Origin of the sequence: Azoarcus sp. TTM-91, from assembly GCF_012911025.1 — a bacterium.
Classification (GTDB): domain Bacteria; phylum Pseudomonadota; class Gammaproteobacteria; order Burkholderiales; family Rhodocyclaceae; genus Azoarcus.
Window position 1 is genome coordinate 50251 of sequence record NZ_WUEI01000015.1, and the last position, 16926, is coordinate 67176.

The 16926-nt window shown below is 65.2% G+C and carries 17 protein-coding genes; 12 read left to right on the plus strand and 5 right to left on the minus strand.

Annotation, left to right across the window (positions count from 1 at the left end; genetic code table 11):
* Positions 1 to 127: 127 nt before the first annotated feature.
* Genes GRF61_RS06835 through GRF61_RS06890 form a run of 12 tightly spaced genes read left to right on the plus strand, consistent with a single transcriptional unit; the run spans position 128 to position 13288 of the window.
* Positions 128 to 3061: a FimV/HubP family polar landmark protein gene (locus GRF61_RS06835; RefSeq protein ID WP_169149923.1), complete on the plus strand. Its 2934-nt coding sequence runs from the start codon at positions 128 to 130 to the stop codon at positions 3059 to 3061.
* Between the two features lie 12 nt (positions 3062 to 3073).
* Complete coding sequence (locus GRF61_RS06840; RefSeq protein ID WP_248281144.1) at positions 3074 to 3715, plus strand: CbiQ family ECF transporter T component; 642 nt, start codon at positions 3074 to 3076, stop codon at positions 3713 to 3715.
* The gene (gene truA / locus GRF61_RS06845) at positions 3709 to 4506 is read left to right on the plus strand and encodes a tRNA pseudouridine(38-40) synthase TruA (RefSeq protein WP_169149939.1); all 798 of its coding nucleotides are present in this window, start codon (positions 3709 to 3711) and stop codon (positions 4504 to 4506) included. Before GRF61_RS06840 ends, truA begins: the two co-directional genes overlap by 7 nt.
* Entirely contained in the window at positions 4507 to 5130 is a 624-nt protein-coding gene (locus GRF61_RS06850; protein WP_169149924.1) for a phosphoribosylanthranilate isomerase, read from the plus strand. It begins immediately after the preceding gene.
* Complete coding sequence (gene trpB, locus GRF61_RS06855; RefSeq protein WP_169149925.1) at positions 5117 to 6331, plus strand: tryptophan synthase subunit beta; 1215 nt, start codon at positions 5117 to 5119, stop codon at positions 6329 to 6331. The genes GRF61_RS06850 and trpB overlap by 14 nt, the downstream gene beginning before the upstream one ends.
* A 47-nt stretch (positions 6332 to 6378) precedes the next feature.
* Positions 6379 to 7206, plus strand: coding sequence for a tryptophan synthase subunit alpha (gene trpA, locus GRF61_RS06860; protein ID WP_169149926.1), 828 nt, complete (start codon positions 6379 to 6381; stop codon positions 7204 to 7206).
* Positions 7203 to 8075: an acetyl-CoA carboxylase, carboxyltransferase subunit beta gene (gene accD / locus GRF61_RS06865; RefSeq protein WP_169149927.1), complete on the plus strand. Its 873-nt coding sequence runs from the start codon at positions 7203 to 7205 to the stop codon at positions 8073 to 8075. The genes trpA and accD overlap by 4 nt, the downstream gene beginning before the upstream one ends.
* Before the next feature lie 22 nt (positions 8076 to 8097).
* Positions 8098 to 9408, plus strand: coding sequence for a bifunctional tetrahydrofolate synthase/dihydrofolate synthase (gene folC, locus GRF61_RS06870; protein WP_169149928.1), 1311 nt, complete (start codon positions 8098 to 8100; stop codon positions 9406 to 9408).
* Positions 9409 to 9418: 10 nt separating this feature from the next.
* Positions 9419 to 10066 (plus strand): SPOR domain-containing protein, encoded by a 648-nt coding sequence (locus GRF61_RS06875; RefSeq protein ID WP_169149929.1) that lies wholly within the window; start codon positions 9419 to 9421, stop codon positions 10064 to 10066.
* 10 nt (positions 10067 to 10076) lie between these two features.
* Positions 10077 to 10568, plus strand: coding sequence for a CvpA family protein (locus GRF61_RS06880; RefSeq protein ID WP_169149930.1), 492 nt, complete (start codon positions 10077 to 10079; stop codon positions 10566 to 10568).
* Between the two features lie 13 nt (positions 10569 to 10581).
* Positions 10582 to 12111, plus strand: a complete 1530-nt coding sequence (gene purF / locus GRF61_RS06885; protein WP_169149931.1) for an amidophosphoribosyltransferase — start codon at positions 10582 to 10584, stop codon at positions 12109 to 12111.
* Positions 12112 to 12115: 4 nt separating this feature from the next.
* Positions 12116 to 13288, plus strand: a complete 1173-nt coding sequence (locus GRF61_RS06890) for an O-succinylhomoserine sulfhydrylase (protein WP_169149932.1) — start codon at positions 12116 to 12118, stop codon at positions 13286 to 13288.
* 48 nt (positions 13289 to 13336) lie between these two features.
* Here GRF61_RS06890 and GRF61_RS06895 read toward each other — a convergent pair whose 3' ends face one another.
* The 5 genes from GRF61_RS06895 to GRF61_RS06915 all read right to left on the minus strand — a co-directional run.
* Complete coding sequence (locus tag GRF61_RS06895; protein WP_169149941.1) at positions 13337 to 14089, minus strand: UDP-2,3-diacylglucosamine diphosphatase; 753 nt, start codon at positions 14087 to 14089, stop codon at positions 13337 to 13339.
* A 32-nt stretch (positions 14090 to 14121) separates the two neighbouring features.
* The gene (locus GRF61_RS06900; RefSeq protein WP_169149933.1) at positions 14122 to 14616 is read right to left on the minus strand and encodes a peptidylprolyl isomerase; all 495 of its coding nucleotides are present in this window, start codon (positions 14614 to 14616) and stop codon (positions 14122 to 14124) included.
* Between the two features lie 53 nt (positions 14617 to 14669).
* Positions 14670 to 15266, minus strand: coding sequence for a peptidylprolyl isomerase (locus GRF61_RS06905; RefSeq protein WP_169149934.1), 597 nt, complete (start codon positions 15264 to 15266; stop codon positions 14670 to 14672).
* A 32-nt stretch (positions 15267 to 15298) separates the two neighbouring features.
* Positions 15299 to 16498 carry a L,D-transpeptidase family protein gene (locus GRF61_RS06910; RefSeq protein ID WP_169149935.1) on the minus strand — a complete coding sequence of 400 codons (1200 nt, stop codon included), beginning with the start codon at positions 16496 to 16498 and terminating at the stop codon, positions 15299 to 15301.
* Positions 16499 to 16500: 2 nt separating this feature from the next.
* Positions 16501 to 16926 (minus strand): DUF4440 domain-containing protein (locus GRF61_RS06915; RefSeq protein ID WP_169149936.1); only part of this gene is annotated, 426 nt, incomplete at its 5' end.

The following is a 16926-nucleotide window of genomic DNA, read 5'->3' on the forward strand; positions in this document are numbered from 1 at the left end:
AAAAAGCCTTGTGCCTGAAAGAATTGCTGCACGAAGTTGAGCTTAATGCTAGATTGCTAGCCCAAGTCCATGATGCTATGTCTCTTGCCGGTTGAATGCCGCAGGGGGAACGGGTTTGAAGGCAATGATGAAAACGTCGCTCAAGGCTTCCCTGGTCGCAGTCGCGATCGCTTCGCTGTCATCCATCGGTCATGCGGCCGGGCTCGGGCAGATCAACGTTCTTAGCGGCCTTGGGCAGCCGTTGAGGGCCGAAATCCCGGTCAGCGGGACTGCGCAGGAACTGCAATCACTCTCTGCCCGCATTGCCTCGCCGGATGCCTTTCGCCAGGCGAACATCCCTTATGCAGGTGTGCTGAGCAGCCTGGCCGTTACCGTTGATAACCGCGGCCAGCGCCCGGTTCTGCGTCTCAGCAGCGACCGGCCTGTCAATGATCCTTTTCTCGATCTGCTGATTGAGCTCGACTCCAGTTCAGGTCGCCTGGTCCGCGAGTACACCTTCCTGCTCGATCCTGTCGATCTGGGCGCCACGCCGCGTAATGGCGGGGCATTCACCCCCGCGGCGCGACCCGCACCGGCTGTACCGGCGCCGCAGCCAATCGCTGCTGCCCCGCGTCCGTCCCCAGTGGCACAGCAGGTCGCTTCCCCGTCCCGCAGCCCGAACGGCCAATACACCGTGCGACGGGGCGACACGCTGCGTCGTATCGCCGAAGCCAACCGGCCCGATGGGGTCACGCTGGACCAGATGCTGATCGCGCTCTATCGCGGCAATCCGGAGGCGTTTGATGGTGGAAACATCAATCGCCTGCGGGCCGGCGCAATCCTCAGCCTGCCAGGTGGAGAAGCCGCCGGCGCCGTGGAGGTTGGAGAAGCGCGGCGTGAGGTGGTAGCGCACTCCGCTGATTTCGAAGCGTACCGTCGCCGGTTGGCATCGTCCGCCGTCAGCCGGCCGGCTGAGAGTGCTCCAGCCGAGCAGTCCTCCGCTGGGCGTATCACGCCGCGTGTGGAGGAGGCCCGACCCGCTGCAGAGAATGGTGACAAGGTGCAGGTGTCACGCACCGAGCGCGCAGGTGGAGCGAGCGGCGGCGATGCTGCGAGCCGGGTGCAATCCCTGGAGGAGGAACTGGTTTCGCGCGAGAAGGCGTTGGAAGAGGCGAATGCCCGCCTGGCCGAGCTCGAACGCAACATCCGTGACCTGCAGAAGCTGGTTGAACTCAAGAGCGAAAGCCTGGGTCAGCTTCAGCAGCAGTTGCAGGGCGGGGCATCGGGCAGTGCAGTCGAGCCTCCCGCGACTCCGGCTGCTCCGCCGCCCACGGCTCCTGCTGGCGAAGCGACGCCTTTGCCGCCTGCCGAAGCCGCGCCTGCGGTCGAAGCGCCAGTTCAGCCGGCGCCGCCCCCTGTGGCGCAGGCTGCACCCCGCCCGCCAGCGCCTCCCAAGCCGGCGGCGCCCGCTCCTGAGCCGGAAGAGGGCTTCATCCAGAGCCTACTGAAGGATCCGACGCTGCTTGCCGCCGGTGGCGGCATCCTGATCCTGCTCCTGGGGTATGCGGCTTATCGCATGCGTCAGAAGCGCAAGGAAGGCGAGCGTGGCGATACCGAGGCGCTGATGAGCGAATTCCCGCCGGAAAGCAGCGGTGTATTCGGCGGCACCGGCGGTCAGAGTGTGGATACCGGCAACAGCAGCGTCATCCATACCGATTTCAGCCAGTCTGGGCTGTCTTCGATCGACGCGGATGAGGGCGTGGACCCGGTCGCCGAGGCGGACGTCTATATGGCGTATGGCCGCGATGCTCAAGCCGAGGAAATCCTGCAGGATGCACTCAAGGCGGATCCAGCACGGGCTGCCATCTACCTCAAGCTGCTGGAGATCTATGCCCAGCGCAAGAGTCTGAAGCCCTTCGAGACGACAGCTACCGAATTGTATGGCCGAACCAACGGTCAAGGCCCTGATTGGGAAAAGGCTGCCCAGATGGGCCGCAAGCTGGATCCGGAGAATCCGCTCTACAACGGCGGAGCCGTCGAGACTGCTGGGGCGGGCGCGCCGCAGACCGAACAGCCGCTTGGGCCCGCTGCAGCGGCTGCTGGATTGGGGACCGTAGCGGGTGCAATGGCGGTCGCGGCGGCCCAGGAAAAGGTGGATGAGAAGGCCGGCTTGCAGGGGGACGCACTCGATACTTCTGAAGAGCCGACCGGCCCTTCCCTGGCGAGCCTGGACTTTACGACTTCTTCGCCAGTGGATCCCAGTCCCTCCCAGTTAAAGGACACCTGGGCGATGCCCGGCGAGCTGGGGCAGCTGGCACAGGGGGAAAATGAGTCGCTCCCGGCGAATGAGCCTCCGCCGCCGGCCGACGACATGTCGCTGGATTTCGATCTCGATCTCGGCGAACCGGAAGCCGGGTCCGTGCCGCCGGCATCACTTTCCGAAACGGGCGGGATCGATGAGTCCTTCCAGACCCGTTCTGCCGATCTTGTTCTGGACCTGGACGTCAGCGGCGATGAAGCGCCAACCGAGCCGCCGTCCCTGGGCTCCGGTGAAACGGTCGATTCCTCTCGGCATCAGGACTCCACCGTGACCGTGCTGGGCAATGAGATGGACCTGGCCAGCGCGGAAGAGCCGGGCTTGGCCTTCGAACTGCCCGAGCTGAATGTTCCCAAGTCGTCGCCGGCCTTCGACATGAGCGCGACGGTGATCCAGAGCGACGAGCCCGGGCAGGAGGACGATGCAGCTGTGGTCGACCTGGAGAAGACCAGCTTCGACAGCAGCCTGCTGGACTTCGATCTGGACATCGACTCGCCTACCACGACCTCGGTGACGGAGCCCCCGGCTCTGGATCTTACCAGTATCGATCTGGATCTCGAGCCTCCCGCGGAAGAGGGGCCGGCCGCATCTCCCACGTCTTTACCAGAAGCAGGTGGCGAGGTTGATACCAAGCTCGAGCTTGCCCGGGCGTACGACGAGATGGGCGACAAGGAAGGCGCGCGCGAATTGCTGGAAGAGGTGTTGAAGGAAGGCAGCGCCGCCCAGCAGCTGACCGCCCGCGAACTGATGGAAAAGCTTGGCTGAGACTCTTTGGAGATGCCGCCGCGGCGCAAGCGTGCCGCGGCGGCTTTGTCGTTTACCGCGATGCATTCCGGTTCCATCCTGCTGATCTGGCTCGCCGGCGTTACGCTGGTGCAGTTGCTCCCGCCTGTAACGCTGACGCTGGCGCTGGGGAGTGCGCTTCTGCTTGCCTTCGCATTTGCGCCCCAGCGAGCGCGTCGGCTCGTGCGCCGGGTACGCGTTTTCCTGCTTGTTATCGCGGTACTGTTCGCGTGGTTTACGCCAGGGGAGGCTGTCATTCGGGCCTGGCCATCACTAAGTCCTAGTCGGGAGGGGCTGGAAATGGCTTATCTGCACGGCGCAAGGCTCCTGGTTGTGGTGTGTGCCGTGGCGCTGTTGCTGGAGCGTCTTCCTGCGGATCGGCTTGTGAGCGGCTTGTACGCGTTGTGCCGCCCTCTTGCATGTGCCGGGCTTTCCGCTGAACGCCTCGCCCTGCGGCTGATGCTGGTTTTCCGCTATGTGGAAGGCGGAGCCGGGCGCGGCTGGAAAGACTGGCTGGGCGGGCAGGATGAGGGTGAAGAAGCGCCGGTGCTGTTGCGGCGTGAGCGCCTGGGCTGGGTGGAGGGCACGATGTTCTGTGGCTTGGTGCTGGCTTGGGCGGGGTGGCTGTGGTGGTGAGGATCGCGCTCGGTGTTGAGTACGCTGGCGACTGTTTCGAAGGCTGGCAGAGCCAGCGCCATGGGCGCACGGTTCAGGACGCGCTCGAGACTGCTCTCGGGGGCGTGGCGGGCGAGCCTGTCCGGACTCACTGTGCCGGTCGAACGGATACCGGCGTCCATGCCACTGCCCAGGTGGTTCATTTCGACGTAGCTGCCCGACGGCCGTTGTCGGCTTGGGTGCGCGGCGTCAATAGCGCCTTGCCGCCGGCGGTGGCTGTGCGCTGGGCGGTGGAGGTTCCCGAGCAGTTTCACGCCCGCTTCTGCGCCTTCGAGCGACGCTACCGCTACATTCTTTTCAATTCTCCGACCCGACCGGCGCTGTTGGCGGGTCGGGTTGGCTGGTTTCATCTGCCCCTGGAAGAAGCAAGGATGGCGGAAGCGGCTGCCTGCCTTGTCGGCCGGCAGGATTTCTCCTCCTTTCGCGCGGCGGGATGCCAGGCAAAGTCTCCAGTTCGCGACATGCGCGAGGTGGCGGTCCAGCGCCAGGGCGACTATCTGCTGTTCGATTTCCGCGCCGACGGTTTCCTGCACCACATGATCCGCAATCTGGTCGGCGCCTTGGTCTATGTGGGCAAAGGGCGTTATCCGCCCAGCTGGTTGCAGGAGGCCTTGGCGCTGCGGGACAGGAGTCGTGCGGCGCCTACTTTCGCGCCGGATGGCTTGTACCTGTGCGGGGTGGGATATGAAGCGCACTGGTCGCTGCCAGACGAAGGGCGTATCATCGCGGCGCCCCAGCTTCCCCTCATCTGAATGTCCCGAACCCGGATCAAGATCTGCGGCCTTACGCGCCCCGAAGACGTGCGTGCCGCCGTAAGCGCCGGCGCCGATGCAGTAGGTTTCGTGTTCTATCCGCCCAGTCCGCGTAATGTATCGGTGGCGCGGGCGGCGGAACTTGCAGCGCTGCTGCCCCCGTTCGTCAGCGCCGTCGGCCTCTTCGTCAATCCTGTCCCCGTCTTCGTCAACGAGGTGCTATCAGCGGTGCCGCTGCAGTTTTTGCAGTTTCACGGCGATGAGACGAATGCCGAATGCGCCCGCTATCGCATGCCCTGGATCAAGGCGGCGAGGATGCGGCCTGGAGTCGATCTGCTAGAATTCGCCCTTTCCCACCCCGGCGCCAGCGGCATCCTGCTCGATGCCTATGTCGACGGCTACGGCGGTGGTGGGAAGACTTTCGATTGGTCCCTGATTCCTGTTGGCCTAGATCGGCCGATCATCCTGTCCGGTGGGCTGGCGCCCGAGAATGTGCAGGAGGCGGTGCGGTGCGTGCGCCCGTGGGCAGTGGACGTCTCCAGCGGCGTGGAAGCCGCGAAGGGGATTAAGGACGCGGACAAGATCGCCGCCTTCGTTGCTGGAGTTCGAGATGCAGATGGCTGATACGCCTTATTCGTTTCCCGATGCCCGCGGGCATTTCGGTCCCTATGGCGGCATCTTCGTCGCCGAAACGCTGATTCCGGCGCTGGAAGAGTTGCGCCTCGCCTACGAGGCATGTATTGCCGACCCCGAGTTCATTGCCGAGTACGAATACGAGCTCAAGCACTATGTGGGCAGGCCCAGCCCCATCTACCACGCCCGCCGCTTGTCGGAGAAGTTCGGCGGCGCGCAGATCTACCTGAAGCGTGAAGATCTGAACCACACCGGCGCGCACAAGGTGAACAACTGTATTGGCCAGGCGCTGCTGGCCAAGCGCATGGGCAAGCCCCGTGTCATCGCCGAGACCGGCGCTGGCCAGCATGGGGTTGCCAGTGCCACCGTAGCGGCGCGCTATGGCATGGAGTGCGTGGTCTACATGGGTTCGGAGGACGTCAAGCGCCAAGCTGCCAACGTTTACCGGATGAAGCTGCTGGGTGCCAAGGTGGTGCCGGTGGAGTCCGGCTCCAAGACTTTGAAGGACGCGCTCAATGAAGCGATGCGCGATTGGGTTACCAACATCGCGGATACCTTCTACATCATCGGCACGGTGGCCGGCCCCCACCCCTACCCGCAGATGGTGCGCGATTTCCAGACCGTGATCGGCAAGGAATGCAAGGTGCAGATGCCGGAGCTGGCCGGTCGCCAGCCCGACTACGTGATTGCATGCGTGGGTGGCGGCTCGAACGCCATCGGCATTTTTCACCCTTACATCGCCGAGGCGGGTGTCAAGCTGGTGGGGGTCGAAGCGGCGGGGGATGGCCTGGAAACCGGGCGCCATGCCGCACCGCTGACTGCCAATGCGAAGGTAGGCGTGCTGCATGGCAATCGCACCTATCTGATGCAGGACGAAGATGGCCAGATCATCGAAACCCACTCGATTTCCGCTGGCCTGGACTATCCCGGTGTCGGCCCCGAGCACGCCTGGCTGAAGGATACCGACCGTGCCGAGTATGTCGCCGTCACCGATGGCGAGGCGCTGCAGGCCTTCCACGACCTGTGCCGCTACGAGGGCATCATCCCGGCGCTGGAGTCTTCCCATGCGCTGGCCTATGCCGCCAAGCTCGCACCCACGCTGCCGCGTGACCGCATCCTGCTGGTGAATCTGTCCGGCCGTGGCGACAAGGATATGCATACCGTCGCCGAGCGTTCCGGCATCCAGTTCTGAACCTTCCGGCGGGCCGCTTTCGCCGGCCCCGCTGCCAGAAAGCACCTATGTCCAAAATCCAGACCACTTTCCAGCGCTTGCAGGCCAGCGGGCGCAGGGCCTTAATTCCTTTCATCACCGCGGGCGATCCCGCGCCCGAGCTGACGGTGCCACTGATGCACGGCCTGGTTGCAGGTGGCGCTGACGTGCTCGAGCTGGGCGTGCCCTTCTCGGATCCGATGGCGGACGGGCCCACCATCCAGCGTGCTTCCGAGCGGGCTCTGGCGCAGGGCATGAGCTTGCGCAAGGTGCTCGAACTGGTGCGCACCTTCCGCCAGGATGATGCCAACACGCCGGTGGTCCTGATGGGCTACGCCAACCCCATCGAAGCGATGGGCGCGGAGACCTTCATTGATGCAGCGGTGGCGGCGGGCGTGGATGGCGTGCTGGTGGTCGATTACCCGCCGGAGGAGTGCTTCTCCTTCGCCGAGCGCAGCCGCAGTGCGGGGTTGGATCCCATCTTCCTGCTGGCGCCTACCTCCACCGAGCAGCGTTTCGCCGATGTGGCAAGGGCGGGCAGCGGCTACATCTACTACGTATCGTTGAAGGGTGTGACTGGTGCAGGCAACCTGGATTTCGACGAGGTGGCCCGCCGCATTCCGCAGATCCGTGCCGCGGTCGGTCTGCCGGTCGGCGTCGGCTTCGGCATCCGCGATGCCGAGAGCGCCCGGCGCATCGGCGCGGTGGCGGACGCAGTCGTGATCGGCAGCCGCATCATAGAAGAGCTGGAGCGCAGCCCGCGCGACCAGGCCGTGGCCAACGTCACCGCATTCATAGCAGGCATCCGGAGCGCCCTGGACAGCCTGGACACCACCCTCGCAGGAGCGACCCGATGAGCTGGCTCCAGAAGCTGCTGCCCCCCAAGATCAAACGCAGCGAAACTGCTGCGCGCAACAAATCCATTCCTGAAGGCCTGTGGAGCAAGTGCCCGTCCTGCGAGGCGGTGCTGTACCGCTCCGACCTGGAGAGCAACCAGAGCGTCTGCCCGAAGTGTGGGCATCACCAGCGCCTGCGTGCGCGCACCCGGCTGGATCTTCTGCTGGATGCCGAAGGCCGCTTCGAGATCGGTGCCGAGGTGGTGCCGGTGGATCCGCTCAAGTTCAAGGATTCCCGCCGCTACACCGAGCGTCTTTCCAGCGCCGTCGCCGATACGGGAGAGGCGGATGCGATGGTGGTCATGCAGGGCGCGATCCAGACCGTGCCGGTGGTGGTGGCCTGCTTCGAGTTCGAGTTCCTTGGTGGTTCCATGGGCTCGGTGGTGGGCGAGCGTTTCGTGCGCGGTGCGCGTGCCGCGCTGGAGCAGCGCCTGCCCTTCATCTGCATTACCGCGACCGGCGGCGCCCGCATGCAGGAGGGCCTGTTCTCCCTGATGCAGATGGCCAAGACCACTGCCGTCATCACCCAGTTGGCGCAGCGCAAGCTACCTTTCATCACGCTGCTCACCGACCCGACCATGGGCGGCGTATCCGCCAGCTTCGCCTTCATGGGCGATGTGGTGATCGCCGAACCGGGCGCGCTGATCGGCTTCGCCGGTCCGCGGGTCATCGAGCAGACGGTGCGCGAGAAGCTGCCTGAGGGGTTCCAGCGTTCCGAGTTCCTGCTGGAAAAGGGCGCGATCGACATGATCGTGGATCGCCGCGAGTTGCGTGAGCGCCTGGCCGATCTGCTGACTCTGATGTGCCGTCAGCCTTCGGTCAAGGCCTGATCCACTGGCGGGACTGCAAGCGATGTCGCTGCCGAAGACGCTGGCCGCCTGGCTCGATCTGCTTGAGAGCCGGCACGGACAAGTGATCCAGCTAGGGCTGGAGCGGGTGCAGGCCGTCCGCACGAAGATGGGTGACGCGCCGGATGCGGTGGTCATCACCGTCGGCGGCACCAACGGCAAAGGTTCCACCTGCGCCATGCTGGAGGCCATCCTGCTGGCCGAGGGCTACAGGGTTGGCTGTTACACCTCGCCGCATCTGCAGCACTACAACGAGCGGGTGCGCGTGAACGGCCAGGATGTGACCGACGAGACCTTGATCTCCGCTTTCGAGGCGGTGGAGAGCGCCCGCGGCGACACTCCGCTCACCTATTTCGAGCATGGCACGCTGGCGGCCTGGGAAATCTTCCGCGGCGTCGCGTTGGACGCGATCATCCTGGAAGTTGGCCTCGGCGGGCGGCTGGATGCGGTGAACGTGTTCGATGCGGATTGCGCCATCGTTACCGGCGTCGCCTTGGATCACATGGAATTCCTGGGCGACGACAGGGAGGCCATCGGCTTTGAGAAAGCCGGAATCTTCCGGGCCGGCCGTCCTGCGGTCTGCGGCGATCCGCAGCCGCCTACCTCGGTACTGGAGCACGCTGAGCGCATCGGCGCCACGCTGTGGGTGAGCGGGCGGGATTTCGGCTTCGGCGGCGACCGTCAGCAATGGGGCTATTGGCGCTATGAGGCGCCTCACGCCGGCGGCCGGCTGATCAAGCGCGGCGGTCTTGCCTACCCGGCCTTGCGTGGTGCCAACCAACTGCTCAACGCGGCTGCGGCGCTGACTGCCCTGGAGACCTTGCGCGATCGCGTCCCGGTTTCCATGCAGGCGGTGCGCCAGGGCTTGATGCTGGTGGAAGTGCCGGGGCGCTTCCAGGTACTGCCGGGCAAGCCGGCAGTGGTACTGGATGTGGCGCACAATCCGCAGGCCGCCGGGGTGCTGGCGGAGAACCTTTCGGGCATGGGCTTCTATCCGGAAACCTGGGCGGTGTTCGGAATGCTCGCAGACAAAGACGTGGAAGGCGTCGTTGCGCTGCTCAACGACAGGGTGGACCATTGGCTGATCGCTGGCCTGCCAGGACCACGCGGCGTGGAGGCGGAAGCGCTGGCGGTCCGCCTGCATGCAGCCGAGGCAAAGGGTGACTTACGTACTTTCCGCAGCCCGGCCGAGGCATATGATGCAGCGCGGAAAAGCGCTGCCGAGGGTGATAGAATTGTCGTCTTTGGCTCCTTCCTGACCGTGGCGGATGTGCTTACGGCCATCCAGGACCAGAGGCGGGCCGAACGGCACTGAGGGTTTCCTGGTGAGCGACGCAGACAACCTCGAGATCAAGAAGCGCGCCCGCCGGCGCCTCGTCGGCGCAGCCGCGCTGGCCTTGCTCGCCGCCATCCTGCTGCCGGTGATGATGGATCAGGAGCCCCGGCCAACTGGCCAGGACATCCAGGTGTCCATCCCCGACCGCGGCAATGTGCCGCCTCCCCGAGCTGCGTTGTCCCGCGAGCCTCAGCCGGAACCCGAAATCCCCCCCGTGCCGGAAGAGGCACCTGCGTTGCCGCCGGTCCCGCAAGTGGAACCGCCCGCGGCGGCGCCAGCGGCCAGTGTGCCCACTCCTCCGCAGGCCACAGCCAAGCCGCCGGCGCAGACGCCGCCTGCGGCCGGCCGGGACGAGGAGGCGGCCCGTGTCCAAGCCATCCTGAGCGGCGGACAAGCCGCGGCGCAGCAAGCTGCGGCCAACGAGTCCTACGTCCTGCAGGTGGGGGCCTTCGGCGATGCGACCAAGGCGGGTGGGCTCAGCACCGACTTGAAGAAGCAGGGCTACGCCGCCTACACGGAGCGAGCGGGCAACGTCACCCGCGTTCGTGTCGGCCCATTCTCCAAGCGGGACGAAGCTGAGAAAGTGGCGGCAAAATTGAAGGCGCAAGGCCATAACGCGGTGTTGACGCCGCGGTGACAGTGTTCAGATGACGGTATTCGATTATGTGTTTCTCGCCGTGCTGGCCTTGTCAGCTGCGGTGGGAATGTGGCGTGGCCTGGTCAGCGAGGTGATGGCCTTAGTGGCCTGGGCGCTGGCGCTGCTCGCCGCCTGGCGCTACGGCAGCGTGGCGGCAGGCCTGCTGGAAGGGTTGGTGACCGAGCCGGCATGGCGTCAGGTGGCAGGCTTCGTCCTGGTGTTCGTGGCGGTGCTGTTGCTGGCAGCCTTCCTGCGTTTCCTGCTCCGCGAGTTGTTGCGCGCCGCGGGCCTGGGGGCGACGGACAGATTCTTCGGGGCACTTTTCGGTCTTGCGCGTGGTCTCTGCATCGCGTTCGTGGTCGTTTTGCTGGGTGGGTTGGTCGGCGTGGCGCGGGAGCCCTGGTGGGCGAACGCGATGTTCTCGCCGCCGCTCGAGACGGCGGTCGTGGCCGCCAAACCGTGGTTACCGAATGCGGTGGCCGACAGGATTCGTTTCAGATAGGCAGGTCTTCCAAATGTGCGGAATTCTTGGGGTCGTCGCGACTTCCCCGGTCAATCAGTTGCTCTACGACGGACTGCAAGTCCTTCAACATCGCGGGCAGGATGCCGCTGGCATCGTCACGGCGGAGGGCGGCCGGTTCCACATGCACAAGGGCTCCGGCCTGGTGCGCGACGTGTTCCGCACCCGCAACATGCGCAATCTAGATGGCAACTGGGGCATCGCTCATGTGCGCTACCCCACCGCCGGCTCCGCCTACAACGCGGCGGAGGCGCAGCCTTTCTACGTCAATTCGCCCTTCGGCCTGCTGCTGGCACACAACGGTAACCTGACGAATTCGGAAGAGCTCAAGCGCGAGATGTTCCTCGCTGACCTGCGCCACATCAACACCAACTCCGACTCCGAAGTGCTGCTCAACGTCCTCGCCCACGAGTTGCAGGCGGCCTGCAACGGCCTGAAGCTGGATGAGGAGGCGGTATTCCGTGCGGTGGCCGGTGTGCACAGGCGCTGCCGCGGCGCCTATGCCGCTGTGGTCATGATTGCCGGCTATGGCCTGCTTGCCTTCCGCGATCCCTACGGCATCCGTCCGTTGGTCATTGGCCGCAACGACGTGGGCGAGGGGACGGAGTGGCTGGTGGCGTCCGAATCGGTGGCGGTGGATGTGCTGGGCTTCAAACTGTTGCGCGACGTGGCGCCAGGCGAAGCGATCCTGATCGACACCGAAGGGAATTTCCGCAGCCGCCAGTGCGCCGAGCGCACGGTGGAAGCGCCCTGCATGTTCGAGTTCGTCTACCTGGCCCGGCCGGACTCCATCATCGATGGTGTTTCGGTGTACGAGTCGCGCGTCAAGATGGGGGAATTCCTGGCGGAAAAGATGAAGCGCACCATGCCGCATGTGACCATCGACGTGGTTATTCCCATCCCCGACTCCAGCCGGCCGGCGGCAATGGAGATGGCCCACCGCCTTGGCCTTCCGTACCGCGAGGGCTTCGTCAAAAACCGCTACATCGGCCGCACTTTCATCATGCCCGGCCAGGCGACCCGCAAGAAGTCGGTGCGCCAGAAGCTGAACACCATACATCAGGAGTTCCAGGGCAAGAACGTGCTGCTGGTGGATGACTCCATCGTCCGCGGAACCACCAGCAAGGAAATCGTCAACATGGCCCGCGAGGCCGGGGCGGCCAAGGTTTATCTGGCCTCCGCGGCGCCGCCGGTGCGTCACGCCAATGTCTACGGCATCGACATGCCGACGCGTGGCGAGCTGATCGCCTCCGGCCGCAACGAAGAAGAAATCTGCAAGGAGATCGGTGCCGATGGCCTGTTGTACCAGGATCTGGACGATCTGAAAGCAGCGGTGCGAGCGGTGAACCCCTCGATCAATTTTTTCGAGACTTCCTGTTTCGATGGTAGCTATGTGACCGGCGACATCACCGCCGAGTACCTGAGCGGCGTCGAGAACCAGCGCAACGAGGGCGGCAAGTCCGGCGAAGAGAACGAGGCGGGCCAGCTCGACCTCAACTTGGCCACCTCCAGCCAGGACCACTGAGCGCATGGACGATCTCGACTTCGATACTCTGGCGGTGCGTGCCGGTACCGCCCGGAGCCAGTTCAACGAGCACTCCGAGGCGCTGTATCTCACCTCCAGCTTTGTCTTCGAAAGTGCTGCGCAGGCCGCTGCGCGCTTCTCCGGCGAGGAGGATGGCAATGTATATGCCCGCTTCTCCAACCCGACGGTGAGCGCCATGCAGACCCGGCTGGCTGCGCTCGAGGGGGCAGAGGGCTGCGTCGCCACCGCGTCCGGGATGTCGGCGGTGCTGTCCCTGGTGATGGCGACGCTGCAGGCTGGGGATCACATTGTTGCTTCGCGCGGCCTCTTCGGCGCCACCCAGCAGTTGCTGGGCACCATCATGGCCAAGTTCGGCATCGAGACCAGCTTTGTGCCGGCGACCGATCTGAACGCTTACCGCGAAGCGGCCAAGCCGCGAACCAAGCTGTTCTTCATCGAAACGCCCTCGAATCCGCTGACCGAGGTGGTGGACATTGCGGCGGTGGCTGCAATCGCCCACGAAGCGGGTGCGGTCCTGGCGGTGGATAACTGCTTCTGCACGCCAGCCCTGCAACAGCCGTTGGCACTGGGGGCGGACGTGGTTGTGCATTCCGCGACCAAGTACCTGGACGGTCAGGGGCGGGTGCTGGGCGGCGCGGTGGTGGGCGCGAAGGCGATCACCGAGGAGGTGTTCAAGTTCCTGCGCACTGCTGGTCCGACGCTGTCGCCTTTCAACGCCTGGGTGATCCTGAAGGGCCTGGAAACCTTGCGCATCCGCATGGAGGCACAGTCAGCCAATGCGCTTGCGCTGGCTGGCTGGCTGGAGGCTCAACCGGGCGTGGCGCGGGTGTTCTATCCCGGCCTGGCTTCGCATCCGCAGCATGAACTGGCGATGCGGCAGCAAAAGTCGGGCGGTGCCATCGTGAGCTTCGAGGTCGGGGGAGGCCGTGAGGCCGCCTGGCGAGTGGTGGATGCCTGCAAGACCTTGTCCATCACCGCCAACCTTGGCGATACCAAGAGCACCATCACCCATCCTGCGTCGACGACCCATGGCCGGATTTCCCCCGAAGCGCGGGCGGCTGCCGGTATCAGCGATGGCCTGCTGCGTATTGCTGTCGGGCTGGAATCGGTGGGGGACCTGCAGGCGGATCTGAGCGGCGGACTGCGCGGCCGCTGAGCGTCATCGAGTCGCACCTGCGATGCGACGGCGCAATGCCGTCGCGGCTCAGGCCGGTCTCCACTCCCGGCGGTTCAGGCCGCCGTGCGAGTACTCCAGATAGCGTGCGCTGTCGTGCCAGTCCGGCAGCACCCAGCGTTCGCAGTCCTTTCCTTCCACAACATGATGATGCTGTGCCGGCCTGTGGGTATGGCCGTGGATCAGCAGCGGCTCACCATGGGCGCGCAGCAATCCGGCGACGGCGTCCGGATTGACGTCCATGATCGCCATCGTTTTTTCCCGCTTGGCCTCCTCGCTGCGCTGACGCAGGCTTTCGATGAAGGCCTTGCGCTCAGCCAGGGGCCGGGCGAGGAATGCGCGCTGCCAGTCGGCATCCTGGACCTGCCGGCGGTAGGCCTGATAGGCGCGGTCGTCGGTGCAGAGCGCGTCGCCGTGGCTGAGCAGAAGCCGGTGGCCGTCGATGAGGATCTCGCAGGGGTCGGACAGCAGGCGCAGGCCGGCCGCCTGGGCAAAGTCACTGCCTATCAGCACGTCGCGGTTGCCGCGCATGAAGGCCAGTTGCACGCCGGTGTCCGCAAGTGCGCGCAGCGCCTCGCAGATTGTGGCGTTCAGCGGGGCGGCGAGGTCGTCGTCGCCAGCCCAGTATTCGAAGAGGTCACCCAGTATCCAGACGCTGGCGGCCTGGCGCGCCGGTCCGGCGAGGAAGCCGAGGAAGGCGGCAACGGTTTCCGGGTGATCGTCCGAGAGATGCAGATCGGACAGGAAAAGGGCGGGAGCGGCGGCGGGCGCCGCTCCCGTGATGCTCGCGGCTTGTTGCGGCGCGGACTGCACCGTCAGACGATCTCGGCGCGCTCGACGATCACGTCTTCCTTGGGCACGTCCTGGTGGAAGCCGCTGGAGCCGGTCTTGACCGTGCGGATCTTGTCCACCACGTCCAGGCCCTCGCTCACTCTGCCGAACACGCAATATCCCCAGCCCTGGAGGTCGGGGGAGCGGAAGTTGAGGAAGTCGTTGTCGGCCACGTTGATGAAGAACTGGGCGGACGCGGAGTGCGGTGCCTGGGTGCGGGCCATGGCGATGGTACCGCGGTCGTTCTTCAGGCCGTTGTCGGCTTCGTTCTTGATCGGATCACGGGTGGGCTTTTGCTTCATGCCGGGTTCGAAGCCGCCGCCCTGGATCATGAAGCCGTCGATCACGCGGTGGAACACGGTGTTGTCGTAGTGGCCGGCTTCCACATAGGCGAGGAAGTTTTCGACGGTGACGGGGGCCTTTTCGGCGTCCAGTTCAAGGGTGATGACGCCGTGGTTGGTATGCAGCTTGACTGCCATGATGGGGCTCCTGATGTGTTGGTTGTTCGACGAAAGGCGGCCTGAGCCGCGCTTCAGGGCTTGCTGGCCGCGGCGGGGGGCAGGGCGTCGAGGACGCGGGCGCCGCGGATCATGACCGGGGTGACCGGTACGTTTTGGTGCATGCCGAGGTTGCGGGTAGGGACCCGGGTGATGGCGCTGATGACGTCCATGCCGCGCACCACCTTGCCGAAAACCGCGTAACCCCAGCCATCCGAAGACGGATAGTCCAGGAAGCGATTGGCGGCAACGTTGATGAAGAACTGCGCGGAGGCGGAGTGGGGCGCCGGCGTGCGCGCCATGGCAATGGTACCGACGTCGTTCTTGAGGCCATTGCGGGCTTCGTTCTCGATTGGCGGGCGGGTGGATTTCTCCCGCATGCTGGCGTCGAAGCCGCCACCCTGGACCATGAAACCGGGGATCACGCGGTGGAAGATGGTGCCGACGTAGTGGCCGTCGCGCACGTATTGGAGGAAGTTCTCCACCGTCTTCGGCGCCTTGTCCGGATAGAGCTCGAGGACAACGTTGCCCTGGTCGGTTTCCAACTCCACGTAAGGGTTGGCTGCATGAGCCGCGCCGAATGCGGAGAGCAGCGCGACGAGGCAGAGGATGCGGGCAAAAAGGCGTTTCATTGTCGCTCCGGTTTGGTGAGGAGGGTTGGCGCTCAGGCGGCGCCTTCGAAGACGATCTTCCAGCGGCTGCCTTCGCGTTTCCAGTACTGCCGCTTGCGCATCTTGTCGGTGTGCTTGTCGGTGCGGAATTCCTGCTCGAAGGTGACGACGACCATCTCGTCCTTGCCCGGGTTGCGGAACATGCTGAGCTTGTCCACCGTGATCTTAGCCGGCCCTCGGTTGGCAGCCACCCGGCGCTTCTGTGCCATCCAGCTGGCGTGGTCCAGTTTGTCGCCGCGGAAGTCATCCGAGTAGTGAGAGAGATAGCGCTCGACGTCGTTCCCTTCCCAGTCGCTGCGCCAGGTCTCTATCGCCTGGTTGAGGCTGCTGCGCTGCGCCTGCCAGTCGTCCAGCGACAGCCATTCGATTTCGTTGCTGATGATGACGGGGGTGAGGCCGGGCTCGATGTAGTTGGCCAGGGCGGAAAGATCCTGGTTAGCCAGCACCACGCAGCCTTCCGACGCCTTGGGCGGGCGGGCGTAGGTGTCGCTGGGCGTGCCGTGCAGCCAGATGCCGTGCCCGGTGCGGCCCAGGCGTTTGTCCCAGTCATTCGGGTAATTGATCGGGAAGGCTCCGCTGCCGTAGAAGTCGGGCAGTCGGGCGGGCGAGATAAAGGAGGTGACGTGATAGACGCCGAGTGGCGTGCGGTTGTCGCCTTCCTTGACCTTCTCCGCGCCGGCTTTGCCGTGACTGGCGTAGAAGTCGGCGACGAAGCGCGGCTTGCCGTTATCGTTCCGATAGACGTAGAGCCGGGCGCGCTTGGTGTCGACCACGACCGCGTAGCGCTGGTCGCGCTCCATCTGTAGCAGGTAGCGCGGCACGTAATCCTGGCGCGGGCGCTCCTGGTAGGCGCGCAGCCGGGCGGCGGCTTCTTCGCGCAGGCCTTCAAGTTGAGGCTCGCCGCCGTCGGCATTGCCGAAGGCGGCGAGCGGCCGGGCGCGGGCGAGCAGCAAGTCGCCCTTGATGAGATGTGCCAGGCGGAAGTTGGGATAGGCCTGAAGCAGCGCCTCGGTGCGATCGAAGGCTGCGTCCAGGCGGTTGGTCTCGATCTCGCCGAAGATGACCTGGAGCGCGGCTTCGGGGCCGGCGTCGGAGATCTTGCGGTCGGACGGCGCGGCGTGGCTGGCGGGCGCCAGCAGGCTGGCAGTCGTAAGGGTGGCGAGCAAGAAGGGGCGCAGGGCGCGGGCTCTCATGCTCAATTCCCCACGCTTTCACGCAGGATGCGCCATTGCTCGCCGCGGCGGACGAACTCCAGCGTCTTGTTGGTGGAGCCGTTGAAGCCGCTGGAGCGGTAATGCTGGCGGAAGCGCAGCGTGGCTTTATCGCCATTCAGGCTGACGCGCGCATTCTCGATTTCCACCGAGATTGCCCCCGGGCGGGCGATGCGCTGCTCGCGCTCGCGTTCCCATTCCTGTCGAGGCCGGTTGTTCGGCACCTGGAAGTCGCGGTCGTAGTGGCTGAGATAGCCCTTCACGTCTTGGGTGGACCAGGCTTTGGCCCAGGCTTCGGCTGCTTTCACTACCGTGGCCTCCTGCTGCTTGGCCGGATTCGCCGCCGGCGGGCTGGCGGGCGGCTCCGCTGGCTTGGGCGGTGCTGGGCGCTCAGGCGCAGGCTGCGGGGG

Excerpts from the sequence above, each read along its gene's own strand:
- GRF61_RS06835 (WP_169149923.1), top strand. The coding sequence starts at position 128 with ATGAAAACGTCGCTCAAGGCTTCCCTGGTCGCAGTCGCGATCGCTTCG.
- GRF61_RS06840 (WP_248281144.1), top strand. The coding sequence starts at position 3,074 with ATGCCGCCGCGGCGCAAGCGTGCCGCGGCGGCTTTGTCGTTTACCGCG.
- GRF61_RS06850 (WP_169149924.1), top strand. The coding sequence starts at position 4,507 with ATGTCCCGAACCCGGATCAAGATCTGCGGCCTTACGCGCCCCGAAGAC.
- trpB (WP_169149925.1), top strand. The coding sequence starts at position 5,117 with ATGCAGATGGCTGATACGCCTTATTCGTTTCCCGATGCCCGCGGGCAT.
- trpA (WP_169149926.1), top strand. The coding sequence starts at position 6,379 with ATGTCCAAAATCCAGACCACTTTCCAGCGCTTGCAGGCCAGCGGGCGC.
- accD (WP_169149927.1), top strand. The coding sequence starts at position 7,203 with ATGAGCTGGCTCCAGAAGCTGCTGCCCCCCAAGATCAAACGCAGCGAA.
- folC (WP_169149928.1), top strand. The coding sequence starts at position 8,098 with ATGTCGCTGCCGAAGACGCTGGCCGCCTGGCTCGATCTGCTTGAGAGC.
- GRF61_RS06880 (WP_169149930.1), top strand. The coding sequence starts at position 10,077 with ATGACGGTATTCGATTATGTGTTTCTCGCCGTGCTGGCCTTGTCAGCT.
- purF (WP_169149931.1), top strand. The coding sequence starts at position 10,582 with ATGTGCGGAATTCTTGGGGTCGTCGCGACTTCCCCGGTCAATCAGTTG.
- GRF61_RS06890 (WP_169149932.1), top strand. The coding sequence starts at position 12,116 with ATGGACGATCTCGACTTCGATACTCTGGCGGTGCGTGCCGGTACCGCC.
- GRF61_RS06900 (WP_169149933.1), bottom strand. The coding sequence starts at position 14,616 with ATGGCAGTCAAGCTGCATACCAACCACGGCGTCATCACCCTTGAACTG.
- GRF61_RS06905 (WP_169149934.1), bottom strand. The coding sequence starts at position 15,266 with ATGAAACGCCTTTTTGCCCGCATCCTCTGCCTCGTCGCGCTGCTCTCC.
- GRF61_RS06910 (WP_169149935.1), bottom strand. The coding sequence starts at position 16,498 with ATGAGAGCCCGCGCCCTGCGCCCCTTCTTGCTCGCCACCCTTACGACT.